Source organism: Mycobacterium sp. Soil_C_30 (assembly GCF_057656995.1).
Genome location: NZ_JBDGJH010000001.1, coordinates 372,833 through 392,848, shown reverse-complemented (window position 1 = coordinate 392,848; position 20,016 = coordinate 372,833). Strand labels below are relative to the sequence as shown.

The window sequence follows — 20,016 nt, the reverse complement described above, 5'->3', positions numbered from 1 at the left end:
TGGGTGAACGGCGTTACTCGGCCCAACCGTTGCCTCGGATGATCTCGACGAAATCCGCGCGGACGAAGCCGGGGTCGAAGTGCGCCGGGACATCGGCGTTGACGGTACCGAATGTGCTTGCCGGACGGTGCTTTACCCCCTCGGTGAAGGCGTGCAGGATGCGTCGTTTGAAGTCCGGACGAGGGTGGGCCGCCGTCACGGCATCGAGTTCGTGCTGCGACAGGGCTTCGCGGCCGATGCACGTACCGGTTGCGGTTCGCCTCGTTGGACGGCATCGTCGGCTTGACCGCCAGCTGTCGGCCGACGACAAAGGGCCGCGAACTCGGGCGCACGCTCTACCGCTAAGGGACACTGACGCCATGAAAGCGTGGCGGGTACGCACACCGGGGCCCATCAACACCCGGCCCTTGGAGTGGGTGACCAGCGAGGTGCCGGAACCCGGGGACGGTGAGGTCCTCATCAGGGTGCTCGCCTGCGGGGTGTGCCGTACCGACTTGCATGTCACCGAAGGTGATCTGCCCGTGCACCGGCCCCACGTCACTCCCGGACATGAAGTGGTCGGCGAAGTGGTGGCCCTCGGCCCGAACGTCACCGGGGTCGACGTCGGTGATCGTGTCGGCGTCGCGTGGCTGCGGCATACCTGCGGGCAGTGCCGATACTGTGTGCGCGGCGACGAGAACCTGTGTCCGGAATCGCGCTACACCGGGTGGGACGCCGACGGCGGCTACGCCGAATTCGTCTCGGCGCCAGCGGCGTACGTGCACGCACTGCCCACCGGATACTCCGACACCGAGCTCGCTCCGCTGCTGTGCGCGGGGATCATCGGCTACCGCTCACTGCTGCGGGCCGACCTGCCGGCGGGCGGGCGACTGGGCATCTACGGGTTCGGCGGCAGCGCGCACATCACGGCGCAGGTCGCGGTGGCCCAGGGCGCCGAGGTGCATGTGATGACCCGCGGCCGGCACGCGCAGGAACTGGCCACCGCACTGGGCGCGGTGTCGGTGCAGGGCGCCTACGATCGAGCGCCGGTGCCACTGGATGCGGCCATCCTTTTCGCACCGGTCGGTGACCTGGTGCCCGTCGCACTCGAAGCCCTGGACCGCGGCGGCACCCTTGCTGTCGCCGGCATCCACCTCAGCGACATCCCTGTTCTGAACTATCAGCGCCACTTGTTCCAGGAGCGGCAGGTGCGCTCGGTCACGTCGAACACCCGCGCCGACGCGCGTGCCTTCCTGGACTTCGCCGGGCGGCATCACATCGAGATCACCCATCCGCACTACCGTCTGGATCGTGCGGATATCGCGCTGCAGGACCTGAGCGCCGGCCGGTTGGCGGGGGCCGCGGTACTGGTGCCCTGAGTTTCGGGACCAAAGGCACCTGTACGACGCCGTTGCCGCGCTTACCCTGAAGGTGTTCGATCCCATCGGCGGAAGGGACAGAAAATGTCTGCTTCAGAGCGAATGTGGGAAACGCACCGCGGTGTTCTGGTCGCAGCGGACGGATCGCCGCCGTCGACCGCGGCGATCGGGTGGGCCGCCCGCGAAGCGGCGTTGCACAGCGCGCCACTGAAATTGGTACACGTGGTTTCACCGCAGGTGATGATGGCGTGGTCGGAGCCGCTGGCAATGCCCGGGTTCTCCGAATGGCAGACCACCCGCGGCCGCGAGATCCTGCAGAACGCCGAGCAGGTGGCCCGCGATGCGGGCGCCGTCGACATCGACGCCGAAATGGTCACCGGCCCTGTCGTTTCCACGCTCATCGACCTGACCAAGGACGCGTCGATGCTTGTGGTCGGCTGCCGCGGCCTGGGTGCTTTCGGGCGCACGTTGCTGGGGTCGGTGAGTTCGGCGCTGGTGCATCATTCGCATTGCCCGGTGACGGTCATCCATGGCGAGGAGCACCGGACGGGCGCCCCGGTGGTGGTCGGTGTCGACGGTTCACCCGTTTCCGACCGGGCCGTGGCGATGGCGTTCGACGAAGCCTCGCGCCGTGGCGTCGACCTGATCGCCGTCCACGCCTGGAGCGACGCCGGAGTGCTCGACTTCCCCGGGTTCGACTTCGCGCCGCTGCATCAAGCCGAATGTGAGGTGTTGGCCGAGCGGCTGGCCGGGTGGCAGGAACGCTATCCCGATGTGCCGGTGGAACGGGTGGTGGTCTTCGACCGCCCAGCCCCGCAATTGCTGTTGCAGGCCGAACGCGCGCAGTTGGTGGTGGTCGGTAGCCACGGCCGTGGTGGGTTCGCCGGCATGCTGTTGGGTTCGGTGAGTTCGGCGGTGGTCAACGGCGCGAAGGTGCCGGTGCTGGTGGCGCGACAGTCCTAGGTGCTAGAAACGGGAGTCATGGGAACCGGAATCGTTGTAGGCGTTGATGGCTCGCCGTGCTCCACCGCCGCGCTGCGGTGGGCGGTGGCCGAGGCAGTGCTGCGGCAGGCGCCGCTGGCGTTGGTCTGCGCGGCGGTTCCGGGCCCGGTGGCCACGTGGTCGTCCGCCGGTGTGCTGCCGGCGGCGATCCTCGAGTGGCAGCGCGAAGACAGCGAGAAGATCCTGCGCGACGCGCAGAAGCTGGCCGCCGAACTCATCGGCGATGCGGTACCGATCACCACGGAGGTGGTGCTCGAAGGACCGGCGCCGGCGTTGATCGAACAGTCCCGGGACGCCGAACTGGTGGTGGTCGGCAGCAATGGCCGTGGCGCGATAGCCCGGGCGGTGTTGGGTTCGGTGAGCATGGCGCTGTTGCACCGATCGCATTGTCCGGTGGCGGTCATCCACGAGGAGTACGCGGCTGCGGACGGCCCGGTGCTGCTGGGCTTCGACGGGTCGTCCTCGTCGGAGCAGGTGACATCGGTGGCGTTCGAGGAAGCGGCCCGCCGCGGGGTGGAACTTGTTGTGCTGCATGCCTGGTGGTCGCCGGGCGCCTACGAGCTGCCGGGGCTCGACTGGGAGGCGACGCAGCCCCAGATCGATCTGGAGCTGGCCGCACAGTTGGCGCCCTTCGAGGAACGCCACCCCGAGGTCGTTGTGCGGCGGGTGGTGGTGCGTGATCAGCCGGCCCGGGAGTTGCTGGCGCACTCGGAGTCCGCGCAGCTGATCGTCGTCGGTAACCACGGCCGCGGCGCGGTGGTCGGTGCACTGCTGGGCTCGGTCAGCGGCGCGGTGGTGCAGGCGGCGCAGCGGCCGGTGATCGTGGTGCGGAAGTAGTTCGCCCGGCGCAGGAGTCACAGCTGCCCCAACTGTTCCACGGCGCAACCATGGCTGCGATTGCCCGCGTCTGTGCGACATTCGTGCGACACCACGCATTCAATTCAACTCGAAAAACGCAGTCGCCCAACGGGAAAGCATTGCCCTCGCCATGCCGACGGAGGAGCATGAATTGCGGCGGCAGCGCCGTCGGGACGCTGCCCGGTTCTCACAGGAGGCGGACATGTTCACCCGCACAACCGCAACCACAGCAGACCCCTCACGTCTCGAGGCCGGCATCAGCCACGTCCGTGAAGTCATCATGCCGGCGCTGGCCCAGTACGACGGCTACGTCGGGCTCTCGATGCTGGCCGACCGGTCCAGCGGACGTTGCATCGTGACGTCTGCCTGGGAGTCCGAAGAGGCCATGCGCGCCACCACCGACGCCGTACAGAGCCTCCGCGATCAGGCCATCGAGATGCTCGGCGGCGACCGTCCCCAGCTCGATCACTGGGAGATCGAAGTGCTGCACCGCGAGCACGATATCGCCGCGGGGGCCTGCGCCCGCGTGACGTGGGTCCGCGTCGACCCCGCACAGATCGACGCCGGCATTCAGATGTTCAAATCCTCGGCCCTGCCCGCGCTCGAAGAACTCGACGGACTGTGCAGCGTCAGCGTCATGGTGGACCGGGAATCCGGTCGAGGCGTGTCCTCGGTGGTCTACGACAGCACCGACGCCATCGAACGGAATCGGGAGAGGATCGAGCAGATCAAGTCCGAGACCACACGCAACGCCGGCGCCGACATCATCGACGAGCACGACTTCGAGGTGTGCATCGCCCAGCTGCGGGTGCCCGAATTGGTCTGAAAACTAGTAGACGGTGTAACCGCCGTCGATGACAACCACCGAGCCCGTCATGAAGGCCGAGGCGTCGGAGGCCATGTACACCACGGTCGGCGCGATCTCCTCCGGCAGGGCGTAACGCTTCATCGGTGCGTCCTCGATCCAGTGCTGGCGGAACTCCGGCCGGTCCACCGGCGCCATCTCGGTCTTGACGTAACCGGGTGCCAGTGCGTTGACCCGGATGTTGTAGGGCGCCCATTCGGCGGCCAGCGACTTCGTCAGCTGGTGCACCGCGGCTTTCGACGCGTTGTAGGAGGCCTGGAACTGCGGGCGGTTGACGATGATCGAGCTGATGGACCCGATGTTGAGGATGTTGCCGCCGCCGTGATCCTTCATGTAGGCACCGGCCCGCTGGCTGAGCCGCCACAGTGACCGGGTGTTCACGTCGAACACCAGATCCCAGTCCTCATCGGAGATTTCAAGGGCGGCCTGGTGGATGGCCAGGCCCGCGTTGTTGAGCAGCAGGTCCAGCCCACCCAGTCGTTCGACGGCACCGTCGATGGCGGCGGTGGGCCCGTCGGTGGCGGTCACGTCCACCTCGAAGGCCTGCACCCGCAGGCCTTCGTCGGCCAGTTCGGCGAGGGCGGCGGCGTTGCGGTCGACGTCGCGGGAGACGAACACGACGTCGGCGCCCGCCTCGGCCAGGCCCCGCACGAAGGCGAAGCCGAGGCCACGGTTGCCACCGGTCACCAGGGCGCGCTTCCCGGCCAGCGAGAAGGCATCAAGAACAGTCACTATTCCTCCGTTGTATTGCGGACGGCTCAGTCGCCGCCGCGGAACCTTCGGGTGGTCAACCCGTTGAGCAGGGCGGCCAGGATCAGGACGACGCCCAGGGCGAGCAGCTGGAACTGCGTTCCCGTGTTGCCCTCGAAGTACAAGATGATGCCCGCGTTGAGCCACACGATCAGCAGCGTGGCCAGCAGTACACCGGCGATACGTCCGATGCCGCCGGTGATCGCGACACCGCCCAGCACGGCGATGGTGATCGCCGGCAGTGCCAGCCCGTTGCCCGCCGTGCCCGCATCGGGGCGGGCCGAGGCGAACTGGGCGGTGATGTAAACCGCCACCAGCCCGGACAGCACCCCCGAAGTGACGTAGGCGCGCATTCGGGTGGCTGCGACGTCGACGCCGGCCCAGCGCGCCGCCACGTCGTTGGTGCCGACGGCGTAAAGCCGCCGCCCGTAGGTGCCGCGGCCCAGCGCCAGCCACAGCACCAGCAGCACCGGGATCAGGAAGGTGAACACCCCCAGCGGCACGTCGGGGATGTAGGCACCGATGACCGGGACTTCGACCGAGCTGGTCAGCGAGTACAGGTCCTGGATCTGCGGGCTGTTGATCGGCTTCTGGTCGTTGATCACCATCGCGATGGACTTGTAGCCGTAGTAGGTGGCCAGCGTGGCGATCAATGCGGGAAAGCCGATGTAGGCCACCAGGAATCCGTTGATGGCGCCCAGCAGCGCGCCGACGGCCACGGCCAGCAGCACCGCGGGCAGCAGCGGCCAGCCCCACTGGCCGTAGGCGAAGCCGAAGATCATGCCGACCAGCGACACCATGGCGCCCACCGACAGGTCGATACCGCCGCGGCCGGACACGATGACGACCAGCTGCGCGAAGGCCAGCATCGCCAAGGGCACGGCGTCGATCAGTACCGCCGACATGTAGTCGAAGTCGTAGTCGCCGGACAGGTATCCGGCGGTGCTCAGGTACATCAGCCATCCGACGACGATCACGATGAGGATGCCCAGCAGCACGATCCGCTGCGTCAGGACGGCCTCGAGGATCCGGTCGGCGGTGCTGCGCCGGTCCGGCTTCGGAGCGGCGGGCGGCGCTGCGGTATCGGCGGTCACAGGTCCCTCCTGGCACGTCGGCGGAGCAGATCGGTTCCGACGGCGACGATGATGAAGATGCCGACGAACAGGTCGGACAATTGCGAGGGCCAACCGAGCTGTGTGACACCGGATTTGACGGTCTGCACCAGCAGCGCGCCGAGCAGGGTGCCCAGCACCGAGCCGCGTCCACCCATGATCGACGTGCCACCGATCACCACCGCGGCGATCACCGCCAGTTCCTGGCCCGAGCCCACCGACTGGTCCAGATTGGAGGTGCCCTTCGCCAGGGTGAAGATGGACGCCAGCCCGATCAGCAGCCCGGTGACGACGTAGGCGATCAGGATGCGGCGCTGCACGCGGATGCCGGCCAGGCGCGCCGCCACCGGATCACCACCGACGGCGAAGAAGTGCCGCCCGCCGGGGGTGTGCCGCAAGTACCACCAGGCGATAGCGGCCAGGATCACCGTGATTGCGAAACTGTTGGGCACCCCCAGCGTCCGGCCTTCGATACCGCGGCCGAACCACGCCAGCGTGTTGGGCATCCCGGCGACCGGGGTGGAACCGAAAATCTGCAGCCCCAAGAAGAGAAAGAGGTTCGCGGTGCCGAAGGTGATGATGATGGCGTGCACCCGCCCGTAGGCGATGAGGGCGCCGTTGACCAGGCCGAGCACCGCTCCGGTGCCGAGCGCCACCGCCAGACACCCCCACACGGGCAGGCCCTGGTCGCGCATCAGTTTGGCGGTGATCACCGAGCACACCATGATGGCGCCGCCGACGGAGACGTCGATGCCGCCGGTGATGATGATGAACGTCATGCCGATGCCGATCAGCGCGACGGGCGCCACCTCGACCAGCAGCGGGATGATCGAGCCCGCACTGAGGAACGCGGGCGTCGCGAACGCCAGCGCGATCCACAGCACGACCAGGACGGCGATCAGCGCGATCTCGGCCGGCGTCACCGGCGAGGGCAGCACCCGGCCGCGTGTCTTGATCGGGGCCGCGGTGGGCGCGGCGTTGGGGTCCAGCGTGGTGCTCATGCCGTCGCCGATCCTTCCCGGTCCCCCGCCGCGGCGGCCAGCACGTCGGCCTGCCGGGCGTCGGGACCGAACTCCGCGGTGATGGTGCCGGCCCGCACCACCAGTAGCCGGTCGGCGATCCGCAGTGCTTCCTGGAGATCAGAGGTGACGACCAGGACGGCGGTGCCGTTGTCGGCGAGATCGGCGATGATGCGGTGGATCTCCTCTTTGGCTCCGATGTCGACACCCTGGGTGGGTTCGCCCAGCAGCAGCAGTTTGGGCCGCTCGACGAGCTGGCGGGCCAGCATCACCTTCTGTGCATTGCCGCCGGAAAGAGTTCCGACGGCTTGATTTTCGTCGGAAGCGCGGACGGCGAGGCGCTTCATCAGGTCCTTGACCACGCTGCGTTCGCGACGCCGGTCGACGAAGGCCCGTCCGAACGAAAGCCGTTGGAGGTGGCCGATCGAGACGTTGAACGCGATGGACTGGAACGAGAACATGCCCTCGGTCTTGCGATTGGCGGGCAGCAGCGCGATCCCGGCCTTTGCAGCTTCTCGCGGTGAGCGCGGAGCCACGGAGCGGCCCTCGACCACGATCTCGCCGCCGCTGGTTTTCGCCAGTCCGTGGATGCACTCGGCGATCTCGGCGACACCGGAGCCGACCAAACCGTAGAGGCCGAGGATCTCCCCGGAGCGCAGTTCCAGGCTGACGTCCTGGAAGGACCCCGCGCGCGCCAGGGACTTCAGTTCGAGGACGGGTTCACCCTTGGGCTTGGTTCGGTGCCCGGTCTGCTCCGAAAGCGCCTCTCCCACCATCAGTTCAGCGATGCGCCGCACGGTCATGTCCGCGATGGGATAGGTGCCGATGGTGGCGCCGTCACGCATGACGGTGACCTGATCAGCGATCTTGACCACCTCGTCGAGGCGGTGCGAGATGTAGATGATGGCCACGCCGTCGGCGGCCAGGCGACGGATGATGCCGAACAGGACTTCGATTTCGGCGTCGGTCAGGATGGCCGACGGCTCATCGAGGATCAGGACTCCGGCATCGCCTGCCAGCGCCTTGGCGATCGACACCTGCTGCTGGGTGGCCACCGACAGGCTGCCGACGGTGGCCGTCGCGAGTTTGGCGGGCAGGTCCAGGGATTCGAGCAGGGTGACCACTTGGTCGTTCTGCGCGGCCCAGTCGACGCGTCCGCGGGTGACGATCTCGCGACCCATGAAGATGTTCTCGGCGACGGTGAGCTCACTGAACAGCTGCGGCTCCTGGTACACCGTGGCGATGCCGAGGTTGATGGCGTCGACGGTGGAGGTGATGGACACCGGTTCACCGTTGTAGGTCACCGCACCCGCGTCGGGTGCGGTGGCACCGGAGATGATCTTGATGAGTGTGGATTTCCCGGCGCCGTTCTCCCCCACCAGCGCGTGCACCTGCCCGGGCTGGAGCTCGAAGTCGGCGTGCCTGATGGCCTTGACCGCGCCGTAGCTCTTGACCACCCCGGTGAGGGTCAGTCGAGGCTGCTGCGCCATGAACTCTCCAAAGGTTGAGATCAATTGGGCGACGCGCGTTTCCGCGCGCCGCCCAACCGAAGTGGATCAGTAGTCGAAGTCGCCGACGTTCTCGGTGGTGATCAGCAGGGGTTCACCGAGGACCAGGGTCTTGGTGGCCTCGTCCCATTTCACACCGGTGATGTCGTCGCTGACCTTGTTCTCAGGCTGGAACGGGGTGCCGCTGGCCACCTGCTGGCCGGCCCACACGGTCAGGTAGCCGAGGTTCTCGACGTTCCACAGGATCGAGCCCGAGGAGGACCCGTCTTCCAGGTACGGCGCCATCGACTTCGGGGTGCCGACGCCGACGGTGAAGACCTGACCGATCTTGCCGGCGTCCTTGACCGCCTGCGCCACGCCGACGGCCGAGGTGGTGCACTGCCCGAGCAGGCCCTTGAGGTCGGGGTGGGCGCTCATCAGGTCGGTGGACATCTGGGTGCCCCGGGCCTGATCCTCACCGGAGTACACCACGTCGACCAGCTCGGCCTCCGGGTACTTCTCCTGCACGTAGGCCCGCTCGACCTCGATCCACGAGTTCAGATTCTCGGCGGTCTCACCGCAGGACACGATGGCCCACTTGCCTTTTCCGCCCATCGCCTGCATCAGCGTCTCGGCCGTCTTGGTGCCGATGCCTTCGGCGGTGGCCTGATTGACGAACGCCTCACGCACCGAGTTGGGCGCGTCGGTGTCGGCGGTCATCACGTTGATGCCGGCGTCCTGGGCCTCCTTCATCAACGGCGCCATGGAATCAGGATCATTGGGCGCTACCACCAGCACGTCGACGTTCTGCTGGATGAACGACCGGACGATCTGCGCCTGGGCGGCGGCGTCGGCCGAGGTCGGGCCCTGGTACAGCCATTCGATATTGCCGAGGTCGGCCGCCGCCTTCTTGGCACCGGAGTCCATGGCCTCGAAGTAGGGCGAACCCTGCAGCTTCGGTACGAAGGCGACCTTGATCGCTTCGCCGGACGCCCCTTCACCCTGTTCGGCGCTGGCGCCGCCGGTGGTTGCCGGAGCGGCCTCTTCGTTCTTCTTGGTACATCCGCCGGTGATCATCGCCATGGTCAACGCCACGCTGATGACTCCGACAACACGTTGGGAAATCGCCATCGATTCATCCTTCGGCCCGGGCTGAGAATCACGCGCCCACGCCGCGTCGACGTGGACTACATGCACCTCGCCCGAGACCTACCCGGGCAGGCGAACACTCGCCGCACGCGTTTCATATATCGAACTCGGCGTCGAGTGATGAAACACACAGTAAGCACCCCGTCGTGAGCTTGTCAATAACTCCTCGCCGTGTGGGCAGTCGAAAGTTGCAGTTGTCGAAGGCAACAAATCCACTACGCTTCCTCGAATGGCGGTGGCACACGAGTCGTCGGCGCGCGGCGGACGCGTCCCCGCCTTGACGCGTGCGGCTGCCGTCCTCCAATCCGTCAGTGACGCGGGCCGGCCGATGTCGCTTGCCGAGTTGACCGACGCCACCGGCTTCCCCAAGAGCAGCGTGATGGGGATCTGTCACGCGCTGGCCGACGAACTGCTGCTCTCCCGCGGTGTCGACGGCACGTACGCCCTGGGCTCGCGTGTCTTCGAGCTGGCCTCGAGTGCACGGGCGCAGAGCTGGCCGATCCATGACATCGGCTTCAGCTACCCGGTGGACGAGAGCTTCTTCCTCGCCGAAATCGGGGCGCTGCACACCGAAGCCAACCGGCTCGGCGCGCGCCTGCACGTGGAGAAGGCCAAGGAGGACAGGGCGAATCAATCCCGGCAGATCCTCGAATTCGTCGATGCCGGTTTGGATCTCATCCTCATCGAGCCGGTGGCCTCCGAGGGTCTCGAGGGCGCGTGCGCCCGCGCCCGGGCTGCCCGCATCCCGGTGGTGGCCATCGGCTCGGCGGTCAGCGGCGCCGATGCGGTGGTCGCGACCGACAACACCAAGGCCGGTTTCCTCGCTGGCTCCGCGTTGGCGAGTGCGTTGGGCGGGCGCGGACGCGTCGCTGTGGTGGGCGGCATCCCCATCACGGCCAACTCAGACCGTATCGCGGGCTTCCTGGCCGCCATCTCCCCGCACCCCGACCTGGAGGTGGCCGCAACAAGTTACGGCGAATTGGATTCCGGCTCAGGGCAACACGCCGCCGAAGAGATCCTGACGGCCCATGCCGGGATCGACGGTTTCTTCGCCGCCAACGACCAGATCGCCATCGGCATCTCACAAGTGCTGCGGGGTCGCCGACTTCATGTGCCGATCGTCGGCGTCGACGGCGCGCGCAACGCCGTGGAGGAGATCCGCGCCGGCGGGCCGATCATCGCCACCGCGACACAGGATCCTCCCGCCCTGGTGCGGGCCGCGGTGGACATCGGCATCGCGCTGCACAGCGGTGCGCGCGTCGCCCGGCCCTCCCGCGCCATCACACCGCGGTTGATCGATGTGCACAACGCCGCGGAGTACGAACCATGGGGATAGACGGACCACGCACCCCCGCTGTGCACCGCGGTGTCCGTGTCCTCGATGCCGTCTCGGCGGGGACTGCCCGCACGCCCGCGGCGCTGATCGCGATGCTCGGGCTGCCGAAGAGTTCGGTCTCCGATCTGCTCGGCACACTCGAGGACGTCGGCTTCCTCGCCCGCGGAGCCGACGGTCTGCACGCCGGTGGGCGCTGGTCTTCGCTGTCCGATCCTGACGCGGTGGCCCACAGTCTGTTCCGGGCCTGCGCGACACCGGATCTCGACGGGCACACCATCTCGCTGGTGCGGCTGTTCGGCAACCAGGTGGTGTTCGTCGACGTGCATCTGGGCAGGTTGCCGCTGCCACTGACGCCGCGCCCCGGCCAACGGGTGGGAGCGGCCGCGTGTGCGGGAGCCGCCGCCATCTTGTCGTCGATGTCGGCGGACGAAGCTCTGGAGGCGGTTTCGACCGCGGCCGCGCACCTGGGTCTGGCCGACGACGACGTGGCGCGCTGCCTGCAGCTACGACCCTCACGGAAACGCAAAGTCTACGAGTTGACGTCGCCACCGCTGGGACGCCAACTGGCCTGTTCGGTGGCCGGCACCCGGTACGCACTCGTGCTGCACGTACCCGACCGGTGGCCCGAACCGACGACGCGCAAGGCGGCGCGGGCCCTGCACGCGGCTGCCAATGACTACTAGTCGAGCGCGGTGACGATGCGAATGTCTCGCTCCACGGCGTCGCCCAGCACGGTGCACGCGCGCTGATACTCGTCGCTGTGGTAGGTGTCCAGAGCAGCCTCATGGCTGGGGAACTCGATGAGCACCACACGCACGGCAGAATCGGGGTACAGGGACGTGAATTCGCTGCTGCGAGCCAGGAATCGGCCGCCTGCCGCGGTGATGGCCGGCCCGGCGATCCGGGCGTACTGCGCGTGCCTGCTGAGATCGGAGATCGAGTGGTAGATCGCAATCCAGTAAGCCATGGCCATGATCGAAGACGGTAACGGCTCAACACCCCAACCCGCTGTGGCATTTGTGCCCAGATTCCCGAGCATTCGACGTGCACAAACACCTGTTGTCCGGCGTCTTGTGGATACTCGTCGTGTAGTCAACGCCCGCGGACGTCATGCTCGAGTTTCAGCCCGAGGCAAACCTCTCCAAGCCCGCCTCCAGCAGAGGCTGCACCGCCGTGGCAGCCTTCTCGAAACCGGCTCCGTGCGCGGCCCCGGCGCGGTACCGATGGTCGATGCCGGCTGCGATGACCGCCAGCTTGAAGTACCCCAGTGCCATGTGGGCATCCCACTGCCGCAAGGGTCGCCCACTCGAGCTCTCGTAGGCGGCGGCGAGGTCATCGGCTCCGGGCAACTCGGGACTGGTCCAGGCGCTGGACAAACCGAGCACCAGATCCAGCGCCGGATGTCGGTACACACACATCATCGCCACGTCGGCGATGGGATCACCGATGGTGGACAGCTCCCAGTCGACGATGGCGTTGATGCGGACGGCGCAACTGCCTTCGCCGAATCCGATCAGAGTGTTGTCGATCCGGTAGTCGCCGTGCACGATGCCGGTGAGCTCTTGCTTGAAATCGTTGCTCGCCAAGCGGTTCGACAGTTCCTCGGCCAACGGGGTGAGGTCCGGATCGCCGACGTGGGTCCATTGTCGTGTCCAGCGCCTGATCTGCCGCTGGGCGTATCCGGCGGGCCGCCCGAAGTCGGCGAGTCCGACGGCGGTGTGGTCAACCGAGTGCAAGGCCGCCAGTGCGTCGAGCAGAGCACCAACCACCTCGGAAACCGTGTCGCCGTCCAGCTTGTCGATATCTGTGCGGGATTGCACCGAGACCCCTGGTGTAAATCGGCTGAGCAGGAAAGGCACCCCGAGAACGGACTCGTCCTCGCAAAGCAGGACCGGGTGCGCAACCGGTACGTCGGTACCCACGAGCGCGCGTGTGACGGCGAACTCGCGTGCGACGTCGTGTGCGGACGGAGTACGGCCCTGTCGCGGCGGTGTGCGCAGCACCCAGCTCGAGTATCCGTCGTCGAGGCGATACGTCAGGTTGGACCGGCCTCCGGTCAGCGGCGTTGCCGACAACGGTCCGGCCGGCGATTCACCGGCCTGGTGCATCCGGGCCGCAACAGCGTTCAGGTCCCCAGACGTCAGAGTGTGTCCGGCTGTCATCGCGGGGTCTCGGCGATCATCCGAATGGCACGCTTGGCAAGCGACCAGCGATGTACCTCAGAGGGACCGTCGTAGATACGGAACGGCCTGATCTCGCGGGCGATGCGCGCCACCGGCAGCTCGGTGGAGACCCCGAGCCCGCCGCACATTTGCATAGCGCGGTCGACCACGCGGTGCAGCGCTTCAGCAGCGAACGTCTTGGCGATCGAGGTGCTGGCCGAGGCTCGCTGCCCAGCGTCGAGTTCCCGGCAGGCCACCAGCAGCAGCGCGCGGGTGGCCGCCAGGTCGATCTCGTTGTCGGCGATCATCTGCTGGATCATCCCCTGATCAGCGAGCCGCGCACCGAAGGCGTTGCGTCCTGTCACGTGACGGACTGACACTTCGTGTGCGCGTCGGGCCGCACCGGTCCACCGCATCACATGTGTCATCCGCGCCGGCCCCAACCGCACCTGGGCGTACCGGAATCCCTCGTCGACCCCGCCGAGCACCTCCGCATCGGGCACGAACGCATCGGTGAACACGATTTCGCAGTGACCACCGATCATCGACTTGTCGACGGTGCCCAGGTGCCGCACGACGCGGAGCCCCTCAGTGGTCGCAGGCATCAGGAACATCGTCGCCCCGCCTGACTCTCCCGGCTCTCCGCTGGTCCTGGCCATGGTGATGAAAAACCCGGCACCATCGGCTCCGGTGATGAACCACTTGCGGCCGTTGATGATCCAGCCCCCGTCGACCTTTGTGGCACGGGTATTCAGAGCCGTGGGATCACTGCCGGCACCAGGTGCGGGCTCGGTCATGGCGAAGGCCGAGCGCACCTCGCCGCGGGCCAGCGGCTGCAGGTACTGCGCTCGCTGCGCCTCGGTGGCCACCGCGTCCAGCAGGTGGATGTTGCCTTCATCCGGCGCGGCGATGCCGGTGGCCATGGGACCGAACAGCGCGTAGCCCGCCTCCTCGAAGACCGCAGCACGCGCCACCATTCCGAGGCCGAGGCCACCGCAGTCAACCGGTGCTTGCGGTGCGAATACTCCAGCGGCACGGGCTGATTCCTGCAGCCGGACGCGAAGCGCGTCGCCTCCGGCGGCCTCGATGTCACCGTCGTACTCGTCTTCGACAGGTAGCACTTCGGTGTCGACGAACGCGCGGGTGCGTGTGAGCAGCTCGTCCAAGGTCATCACTCGCCCTCCTCTACTTGACTCGGAAGATCGGGTGACCATAGATCGTGCGATCGGCTCGTCTCCTAACACTGCAGTTCAAGACCGTATCTGTCGTTCAGTTAATCTGAACACGTGATTTCTGAGGGTGACCGTGCCGCTGAGAGAATTCGCTTCTTGCGCACCGAGCGGGGGTGGTCCATGCGGGCGCTGGCGCAGCGGCTCGGAGTCAGTGCGGCCACGGTGTGCGCGGTGGAAAACGGAACCACCGGGCTCTCACTGACGCGGCTGCAGCAATACGCCGATATTTTCGGCATGACAACGGTTGACCTACTGCAAACCAAGTCGATCCCGACCACCGATCGCCCCAGTGCCGCCGTCTCCAGCACAGATTGGCGAACCTTCACCCCATTGGACCTCGACGCGGTCACCGCCGCGGCAATCGCGACCTTCGTCGAGACGGGCTATCACGGGTCCACCATGCGCGCCGTCGCCCACCGCGCGGGGATGAGTCTGGCCGGCGTCTACCACTATTACCCCAGCAAGCAGCTGATGCTCGTCACCATTCTCGACCTGACGATGGACGAGGTCGAATGGCGAACCAGCGCAGCAACCGATGACGGGAACGACCCCTTGACCCGCCTTCGGCTCCAGGTCGAGGCACTGGCCCTGTTCCACACGTTGCGCGCCGATCTGGCCTTCATCGGTTCCAGTGAGATGCGCAGCCTCGAGGAGCCGGAGCGATCGCGAATATCATTACGTCGCAGCCGTGTTCAACATCTCATCGACGGCCAGATCCGCGCCGCGGTCGCCGAGGGGTCGGCGCACTGCGCGAGGCCCCTGGAGACCGCCCGCGCCGTCGTGACCATGTGCACCTCGCTGCCCCAGTGGTTTGACACCTCGGGGCCCACCTCAGCAGCTGATATTGCCCAGGAGTACTCCACGCTGGCATTGCGCATGATCGGGGTGGCCCCCGACCGAAACCCTCTGGGCAGCCGGCGTTGACGCCATGGCGCGCCGTTGCCGACGGCCCCTTGGCACGCGAGGCTGAGATGTCCTGGTAGACACTGCGTCATGCAGATCGAAGGCAGCGTTGTCGTCATCACCGGCGCAGGCGCGGGGATCGGTCGTGCGCTTGCCGCGGCGTTCGCCGCTGCCGGGGCTTCAGTGGTCGCCGGAGACATCGACGCGCAGGCGGCGGCACGGACCGCGGCGGATATCGGTGATCGAGCGGTCGGCGCGGGCGCCGACGCAGTATCGGCCGACGGTATCGGGGCTCTGCTAGACCTTGCCAGGTCGACATTTGGCCCGGTCGACATCTTCGTCGCCAATGCCGGAATCATCGGCGCACCCGGGCTGGGTGGCGATGACGATTGGGACCAGGTGTTGGACGTCAATCTGCGCGCACACATTCGGGCCGCCGATGCACTTCTGCCGGAGTGGACATCCCGGGGCAGCGGTCATTTCGTGTCGGTGGCTTCGGCTGCCGGGCTGCTGACCCAGATCGGCGCGGCGGGCTACGCGGTGTCCAAGCATGCGGCAGTCGGCTTCGCCGAGTGGCTCGCGATCACCCACGGCGACAACGGCATCCGTGTGACGGTGGTCTGCCCGATGGGTGTGGCCACACCGCTGCTCAGTGCCATCACCGAGTCCGAGGACCCCACCGCCCAAGTGGCGGCCAACTCGATCACCACCGCAGGTGCGGTGCTCTCGGCAGAGGATGTCGCAGCCGCCGTCCTCGACGGGGTGCGCAATGACACGTTCATGGTGCTGCCGCACCCGGAGGTATTGGACATGTACCGGGGCAAGGGAACCGATTACGACCGCTGGATCAGCGGGATGCGGCGTTACGGGCGGGCCCTGCACGGGAACGCTCGAAACTCCGCTCGATGACGCAGGGCGTCTGCCCAGGGCTTGGGCGCAGATAGCTGACCATCGGGCGCTGAGACCAGAGCGCGGTCGCTGTTAACAGGTATTAACATTTCGGGAACCGGCGCGACTTGAGGCTGGGTTGGAATATTGCGCGTGCGCAGAGCGGCAGAAAACCAGAAACCGCTGTTGGACAACCAGAGAACCTGGTCGCCACACGGACGCTCAGCTAGCACGTGACCATACTGTTGACAACATCACACTCGGGTCTTACGTTAATGCGCAGTCACACTCCAACGCGGATCAGCTGTAGCAGCCGATCGGTCGACGCCCGGTCAGCGCTCCTGCTGGCATGCCGTGGCGTGGCAGCGCGCATTGCCTCGTATGCCATGAGTCACGGTTCGGGCGACAACGAGCGGCCAACCAGACCCAACGAAGGATCCGTGAGCACAGGAGGCCAAGGACACAGACACCTGAAGCGGCCGACCGACTTCGTCGTGACGAATCCGCCTGTTGGTATCGCACCGGGATCGGCCCGGACCGCAGGATCGACAATCCCTCAACAGTTCAGAGGAACCACCATTTCCCAGGTCGTCTCGACAGCCCAGACCTGGCCAATCCGACCGTGATTGAGAAAGGAGCAGCACTATGTCACTGCGCAATTCCCATGACTCGCGTGTTACATCCGCTGACCAGCGCGCACGCGCAGGCGCAATTCTGGCTGCAGTAATCGGATGCGTTGCCGCGTTCAAGGGCCTCAACGAGTCGGTGACACCACCGGCACTGCCGATCTTGCAGGAACAATTCCAAGTCCCCGGGTCGACGATCTCCTGGGTGATCACAGGCGTGCTGTTGACGGGGACCATCGCGGCGCCCATAGTGAGCCGACTCGGCGAAGTCTGGGACAAGCGCCGGGCGCTTCTCGGAGTGCTGGCGATCGTGTCGATCGGGACGCTGATGTCCGCCCTGTCAGTGTCCATCGAGATGCTCATCGTCGGCCAACTGTTGCAGGGCGTCGGCCTGAGTACGGTACCGCTGGCTATCGGGATCATCCGGGACACTCAGAACGAAGTTCGGACAAAGTCCGCGAACGGCATTCTGGTCGGTGCGATCTTCGGCAGCACGGCAGCCGGGACCATGATTGCCGGGCCGATCGCCGACCACCTCTCCTACCGATGGCTGTTCTGGGTTCCGTTCATCGCGCTCACCGCGTGCATGGTCGCGGTGTGGTTCTTCGTTCCGCGTTCGCTGAGATCCGATGGGCCGCGACCAGGCATCGATGCCGTCGGCAGCGTCCTGCTGGCGCTCGGTCTGGCATGCATACTCCTGGCACTGACCTTCGCCCCCAGCTGGGGCTGGCTGTCACCGAAACTGCTGCTGCTCTTCGCCGCTGGACTGGCAGCGTTCGCACTCTTCGCCCGGACCGAACTCACCGTCGTCGATCCGCTGATCGATCTGCGGCTCATGCGCAGCTTCACCGTGGTCGCCGCAACGGGCCTGATGTTCCTGGCCGGCTACTGCATCAACGCGTTTCTGATCAGTGTGCCCATCCAGATACAGCTTCCCGCGTCCACCGGCTACGGCTTGGGCGAAACGGCAACCGTCACCTCCGTCATCCTGGTCTCCGCGATGATGATCGGGTTGTCCGCCCCCTTGATCTCCGTACTCGACCGGAGACTCGGCTCTCGCGTCGCGTCAGCACTGGCCCCCATCTCGATCCTGGGCGGCGCTGCTCTGATGCTCGCGGCCGGGCACCGGGGCAGCATCGTGATCATCGTCGTCGTCTCCCTGCTGATCAACTTCGGCATCTCGGTGTCGATGACCCAATCGCTGAACCTGGTGGTCAGCGGCGTCCCTGCGGACAAGGTGACCGAGTTCAACGGCCTCAATTTCGCCATCCAGGCGGTTGCGGGGACGGTGGGCGCCCAGGTGTCCGGCGCTGTCTTGACTGTCGACGGAGCTGCTGTGGGCACGCCTCCACCGTGGAGCGGGTTTGCGATTGCGTGGGGGCTTTCCGGTGTGATCGCCGTTGTTGTTCTGGGGCTCGTTTTGGCGGTCCGCTCTCCGAAACCCTCCCCCCTGTAACGGCTGTTGTCTATCAGCCCCGGATGAATCCGGGGCTGATAGACAATTTCAGGTGATGGTCAAACCACCGTCCACCGCGAGCGTCTGCCCGGTGACGAAAGCGCCCGCAGCCGAGGCCAACCAGACGGCGGTCGCGGCCAGCTCGACTGGCTCGCCGGTTCGGCCGAGAATCACCCGCGGCATCTGCGCATCGAGGTAGCCCGGCTTGTAGGAGTCGGTCATCTCCGATCGAAAGAAGCCCGGAGCCAATGCGTTGACGCGGATTCCCTTACGAGATCCCCACTGCTGGGCAAGATCTCGGGTCAATCCGATCACTCCCGCCTTCGAGGACGCGTACGCCGCCTGAGGAAGGCCCGCAGTGGTGATGCCGAGGACACTGGCGATGTTGATCACCGAGGAACCGGCTTGCATGACGCGACCGCAGGCTTGCGCCATCCAGTAGGACCCGTGCAGATTGACGTCGAGCACGCGGCGGAACTCGTCAGGGGTCTCCTTCATGGCGGGCACCGCGGTGCCCACGCCGGCGTTGTTGATCAGTACATCGACCTTGCCGAACTCGGCAACGGTCGCGTCCACCAGCGCCTGACAGGAAGCCGGGTCGGCGACGTCGGTACACACCGGTAAAGCCCTTCTCCCGACCGCGGATACCAATTCCGCAGTGTCCGATAGCTTTTCGATACGACGCGCACCAAGTGCGACGTCGGCGCCGGCTTCAGCGAAGGCCTGCGCGAACGCTACCCCGAGGCCGGAGGACGCACCGGTGACGATGACGGCTTTGCCGTCGAGTCTGAACAGGTCGAGAACGCTCACGGTGGCTCCTCTTGGTTGTCCGGTTTGGTGCACTCGTTGCCCCATTCGGCTCACAGCGGGTCGAGTGCGCGCAGATGTCGGCGACAAGCATAACCACTTCATGGCCGAAATCCCCCGTTGCACTGCAACTTCGATCACTGCGCGGATCAGGATGGATTCGGCCTGCCGTCAGCTAGCCCGATGAGTTCGATCGCTGGGACGTGAGCGCCTGAATCGCCGCAGTTGTCATCGTCGCGACGATCTCTTCCTGGTCCAGACCTTTGTTGAGGGTGGCCACCGAGTTCAGCATCGAGAACACCGCCTGCGTCAGCAGTCGCACCTGCGGCTCAGAGAGATCCGGCCGAAGCCGAAGAACCATCGAAACCCATTCCTGCGCATACATGTTCATCTCCCGCCGAATCCGCCGGCGATCGGATTCGGGAAGGGCATGCTCGTTCTTCAGGAATATCAGCGTCCTCGGCGGATCGGCCACCACGGATCTGACATGGAAATCGACCATCGCCTCGAGCGCGGCGCGTGGGTCGGGTTCTACGTCGGCGGCACCCTGGGCGAACCTGTGAAGCTCCTGCAGGCCCTCCTCGACCACCGCGATGAGCAGCGCCTGCTTGCTCTGGAAATGGCGGTACAGCCCCGGTCCGGAGATCCCCGCCGCGGTGGCAACCATACCGACCGTGACCAAGTCATAGGGATGGTGCAGGAACAGGTCGGCGGCGGCATCGAGAAGCAGCTTCCGTCGCGAGCCACGAGACTGCGGTTCACCGACCTGCATGGGCGCAGCCTTCCCTTTCGTGGACGCTGCCGACGATGCCATAGGTGCTCACCCTACCCGGGTATCACATTCACACTGCCACAACGACGATACCGCGTCGCAGAGGGAGGCACGGACGACTTGTTGCTGGTGAACGGCCATTTTCTCGCCGGCCGCGCAGTAATGCCGGTAACCGGCACCCGGGAGATCATTAACATCCGAACCAAGCCGCGGCAGCGTGACGGAGACGCGGAG

General features: G+C 66.3%; 19 protein-coding genes and 1 pseudogene. 9 read left to right on the top strand and 11 right to left on the bottom strand.

What is annotated here, in order from left to right:
• Nucleotides 1-13: 13 nt before the first annotated feature.
• Nucleotides 14-238, bottom strand: a pseudogene (locus tag AC3A6P_RS01790) (HD domain-containing protein); the annotation flags it as partial.
• 121 nt (nucleotides 239-359) lie between these two features.
• Here AC3A6P_RS01790 and AC3A6P_RS01785 point away from each other — a divergent pair.
• The 4 genes from AC3A6P_RS01785 (at nucleotide 360) to AC3A6P_RS01770 (ending at nucleotide 4,044) form a co-directional block, all read left to right on the top strand.
• A complete protein-coding gene (locus AC3A6P_RS01785) occupies nucleotides 360-1,358 on the top strand; it encodes a zinc-binding alcohol dehydrogenase family protein (RefSeq protein ID WP_487687586.1) in 999 nt (332 codons plus the stop codon).
• Between the two features lie 84 nt (nucleotides 1,359-1,442).
• On the top strand, nucleotides 1,443-2,321 hold the full coding sequence (locus AC3A6P_RS01780) for a universal stress protein (protein WP_487687584.1): 879 nt from the start codon (nucleotides 1,443-1,445) through the stop codon (nucleotides 2,319-2,321).
• A gap of 18 nt (nucleotides 2,322-2,339) precedes the next feature.
• Entirely contained in the window at nucleotides 2,340-3,197 is an 858-nt protein-coding gene (locus tag AC3A6P_RS01775) for a universal stress protein (protein ID WP_487687582.1), read from the top strand.
• Nucleotides 3,198-3,420: 223 nt separating this feature from the next.
• Nucleotides 3,421-4,044, top strand: coding sequence for a hypothetical protein (locus AC3A6P_RS01770; RefSeq protein WP_487687580.1), 624 nt, complete (start codon nucleotides 3,421-3,423; stop codon nucleotides 4,042-4,044).
• 3 nt (nucleotides 4,045-4,047) lie between these two features.
• On the opposite strand, the gene AC3A6P_RS01765 is transcribed toward AC3A6P_RS01770, so the two are convergent.
• The 5 genes from AC3A6P_RS01765 to AC3A6P_RS01745 form a co-directional block, all read right to left on the bottom strand.
• On the bottom strand, nucleotides 4,048-4,815 hold the full coding sequence (locus AC3A6P_RS01765; RefSeq protein ID WP_487687577.1) for an SDR family oxidoreductase: 768 nt from the start codon (nucleotides 4,813-4,815) through the stop codon (nucleotides 4,048-4,050).
• A gap of 26 nt (nucleotides 4,816-4,841) precedes the next feature.
• Nucleotides 4,842-5,927, bottom strand: a complete 1,086-nt coding sequence (locus tag AC3A6P_RS01760) for an ABC transporter permease (RefSeq protein ID WP_487687575.1) — start codon at nucleotides 5,925-5,927, stop codon at nucleotides 4,842-4,844.
• The gene (locus tag AC3A6P_RS01755; protein ID WP_487687573.1) at nucleotides 5,924-6,946 is read right to left on the bottom strand and encodes an ABC transporter permease; all 1,023 of its coding nucleotides are present in this window, start codon (nucleotides 6,944-6,946) and stop codon (nucleotides 5,924-5,926) included. The genes AC3A6P_RS01760 and AC3A6P_RS01755 overlap by 4 nt, the downstream gene beginning before the upstream one ends.
• Nucleotides 6,943-8,454: a sugar ABC transporter ATP-binding protein gene (locus AC3A6P_RS01750; RefSeq protein WP_487687571.1), complete on the bottom strand. Its 1,512-nt coding sequence runs from the start codon at nucleotides 8,452-8,454 to the stop codon at nucleotides 6,943-6,945. Before AC3A6P_RS01750 ends, AC3A6P_RS01755 begins: the two co-directional genes overlap by 4 nt.
• Before the next feature lie 66 nt (nucleotides 8,455-8,520).
• Nucleotides 8,521-9,582: an autoinducer 2 ABC transporter substrate-binding protein gene (locus AC3A6P_RS01745; protein ID WP_487687570.1), complete on the bottom strand. Its 1,062-nt coding sequence runs from the start codon at nucleotides 9,580-9,582 to the stop codon at nucleotides 8,521-8,523.
• Between the two features lie 247 nt (nucleotides 9,583-9,829).
• On the opposite strand from AC3A6P_RS01745, the gene AC3A6P_RS01740 reads away from it, so the two are divergent.
• Nucleotides 9,830-10,936 (top strand): substrate-binding domain-containing protein, encoded by a 1,107-nt coding sequence (locus AC3A6P_RS01740; protein ID WP_487687568.1) that lies wholly within the window; start codon nucleotides 9,830-9,832, stop codon nucleotides 10,934-10,936.
• Nucleotides 10,927-11,619 (top strand): helix-turn-helix domain-containing protein, encoded by a 693-nt coding sequence (locus tag AC3A6P_RS01735; RefSeq protein ID WP_487687566.1) that lies wholly within the window; start codon nucleotides 10,927-10,929, stop codon nucleotides 11,617-11,619. Before AC3A6P_RS01740 ends, AC3A6P_RS01735 begins: the two co-directional genes overlap by 10 nt.
• Here AC3A6P_RS01735 and AC3A6P_RS01730 read toward each other — a convergent pair.
• The 3 genes from AC3A6P_RS01730 to AC3A6P_RS01720 all read right to left on the bottom strand — a co-directional run bounded on the left by AC3A6P_RS01730 (nucleotide 11,616) and on the right by AC3A6P_RS01720 (nucleotide 14,270).
• Nucleotides 11,616-11,909, bottom strand: a complete 294-nt coding sequence (locus AC3A6P_RS01730) for a DUF1330 domain-containing protein (protein ID WP_487687563.1) — start codon at nucleotides 11,907-11,909, stop codon at nucleotides 11,616-11,618. The two genes, AC3A6P_RS01735 and AC3A6P_RS01730, sit on opposite strands and share 4 nt — an antisense overlap.
• 148 nt (nucleotides 11,910-12,057) lie before the next feature.
• Nucleotides 12,058-13,098 carry a phosphotransferase family protein gene (locus AC3A6P_RS01725; protein ID WP_487687561.1) on the bottom strand — a complete coding sequence of 347 codons (1,041 nt, stop codon included), beginning with the start codon at nucleotides 13,096-13,098 and terminating at the stop codon, nucleotides 12,058-12,060.
• Complete coding sequence (locus AC3A6P_RS01720) at nucleotides 13,095-14,270, bottom strand: acyl-CoA dehydrogenase family protein (protein WP_487687558.1); 1,176 nt, start codon at nucleotides 14,268-14,270, stop codon at nucleotides 13,095-13,097. The genes AC3A6P_RS01725 and AC3A6P_RS01720 overlap by 4 nt, the downstream gene beginning before the upstream one ends.
• Nucleotides 14,271-14,384: 114 nt before the next feature.
• Here AC3A6P_RS01720 and AC3A6P_RS01715 point away from each other — a divergent pair, with 114 nt between their 5' ends.
• The 3 genes from AC3A6P_RS01715 to AC3A6P_RS01705 all read left to right on the top strand — a co-directional run bounded on the left by AC3A6P_RS01715 (nucleotide 14,385) and on the right by AC3A6P_RS01705 (nucleotide 18,203).
• Nucleotides 14,385-15,254 (top strand): TetR-type transcription factor C-terminal domain-containing protein, encoded by an 870-nt coding sequence (locus tag AC3A6P_RS01715; RefSeq protein WP_487687556.1) that lies wholly within the window; start codon nucleotides 14,385-14,387, stop codon nucleotides 15,252-15,254.
• Nucleotides 15,255-15,323: 69 nt separating this feature from the next.
• Nucleotides 15,324-16,142: an SDR family oxidoreductase gene (locus AC3A6P_RS01710; protein ID WP_487687554.1), complete on the top strand. Its 819-nt coding sequence runs from the start codon at nucleotides 15,324-15,326 to the stop codon at nucleotides 16,140-16,142.
• Nucleotides 16,143-16,766: 624 nt separating this feature from the next.
• On the top strand, nucleotides 16,767-18,203 hold the full coding sequence (locus AC3A6P_RS01705; RefSeq protein ID WP_487687551.1) for an MFS transporter: 1,437 nt from the start codon (nucleotides 16,767-16,769) through the stop codon (nucleotides 18,201-18,203).
• A 48-nt stretch (nucleotides 18,204-18,251) separates the two neighbouring features.
• Here AC3A6P_RS01705 and AC3A6P_RS01700 read toward each other — a convergent pair whose 3' ends face one another.
• Both AC3A6P_RS01700 and AC3A6P_RS01695 read right to left on the bottom strand, forming a co-directional pair.
• Nucleotides 18,252-19,013, bottom strand: coding sequence for an SDR family NAD(P)-dependent oxidoreductase (locus tag AC3A6P_RS01700; protein ID WP_487687548.1), 762 nt, complete (start codon nucleotides 19,011-19,013; stop codon nucleotides 18,252-18,254).
• A 172-nt stretch (nucleotides 19,014-19,185) separates the two neighbouring features.
• On the bottom strand, nucleotides 19,186-19,824 hold the full coding sequence (locus AC3A6P_RS01695) for a TetR/AcrR family transcriptional regulator (protein WP_487687545.1): 639 nt from the start codon (nucleotides 19,822-19,824) through the stop codon (nucleotides 19,186-19,188).
• Nucleotides 19,825-20,016 lie beyond the last annotated feature (192 nt).

What these genes read in the sequence shown, in the direction of transcription:
- AC3A6P_RS01785 (WP_487687586.1), top strand. Translation starts at nt 360, where the DNA reads ATGAAAGCGTGGCGGGTACGCACACCGGGGCCCATCAACACCCGGCCC.
- AC3A6P_RS01780 (WP_487687584.1), top strand. Translation starts at nt 1,443, where the DNA reads ATGTCTGCTTCAGAGCGAATGTGGGAAACGCACCGCGGTGTTCTGGTC.
- AC3A6P_RS01775 (WP_487687582.1), top strand. Translation starts at nt 2,340, where the DNA reads ATGGGAACCGGAATCGTTGTAGGCGTTGATGGCTCGCCGTGCTCCACC.
- AC3A6P_RS01770 (WP_487687580.1), top strand. Translation starts at nt 3,421, where the DNA reads ATGTTCACCCGCACAACCGCAACCACAGCAGACCCCTCACGTCTCGAG.
- AC3A6P_RS01755 (WP_487687573.1), bottom strand. Translation starts at nt 6,946, where the DNA reads ATGAGCACCACGCTGGACCCCAACGCCGCGCCCACCGCGGCCCCGATC.
- AC3A6P_RS01750 (WP_487687571.1), bottom strand. Translation starts at nt 8,454, where the DNA reads ATGGCGCAGCAGCCTCGACTGACCCTCACCGGGGTGGTCAAGAGCTAC.
- AC3A6P_RS01745 (WP_487687570.1), bottom strand. Translation starts at nt 9,582, where the DNA reads ATGGCGATTTCCCAACGTGTTGTCGGAGTCATCAGCGTGGCGTTGACC.
- AC3A6P_RS01740 (WP_487687568.1), top strand. Translation starts at nt 9,830, where the DNA reads ATGGCGGTGGCACACGAGTCGTCGGCGCGCGGCGGACGCGTCCCCGCC.
- AC3A6P_RS01735 (WP_487687566.1), top strand. Translation starts at nt 10,927, where the DNA reads ATGGGGATAGACGGACCACGCACCCCCGCTGTGCACCGCGGTGTCCGT.
- AC3A6P_RS01730 (WP_487687563.1), bottom strand. Translation starts at nt 11,909, where the DNA reads ATGGCCATGGCTTACTGGATTGCGATCTACCACTCGATCTCCGATCTC.
- AC3A6P_RS01725 (WP_487687561.1), bottom strand. Translation starts at nt 13,098, where the DNA reads ATGACAGCCGGACACACTCTGACGTCTGGGGACCTGAACGCTGTTGCG.
- AC3A6P_RS01720 (WP_487687558.1), bottom strand. Translation starts at nt 14,270, where the DNA reads ATGACCTTGGACGAGCTGCTCACACGCACCCGCGCGTTCGTCGACACC.
- AC3A6P_RS01710 (WP_487687554.1), top strand. Translation starts at nt 15,324, where the DNA reads ATGCAGATCGAAGGCAGCGTTGTCGTCATCACCGGCGCAGGCGCGGGG.
- AC3A6P_RS01705 (WP_487687551.1), top strand. Translation starts at nt 16,767, where the DNA reads ATGTCACTGCGCAATTCCCATGACTCGCGTGTTACATCCGCTGACCAG.
- AC3A6P_RS01695 (WP_487687545.1), bottom strand. Translation starts at nt 19,824, where the DNA reads ATGGCATCGTCGGCAGCGTCCACGAAAGGGAAGGCTGCGCCCATGCAG.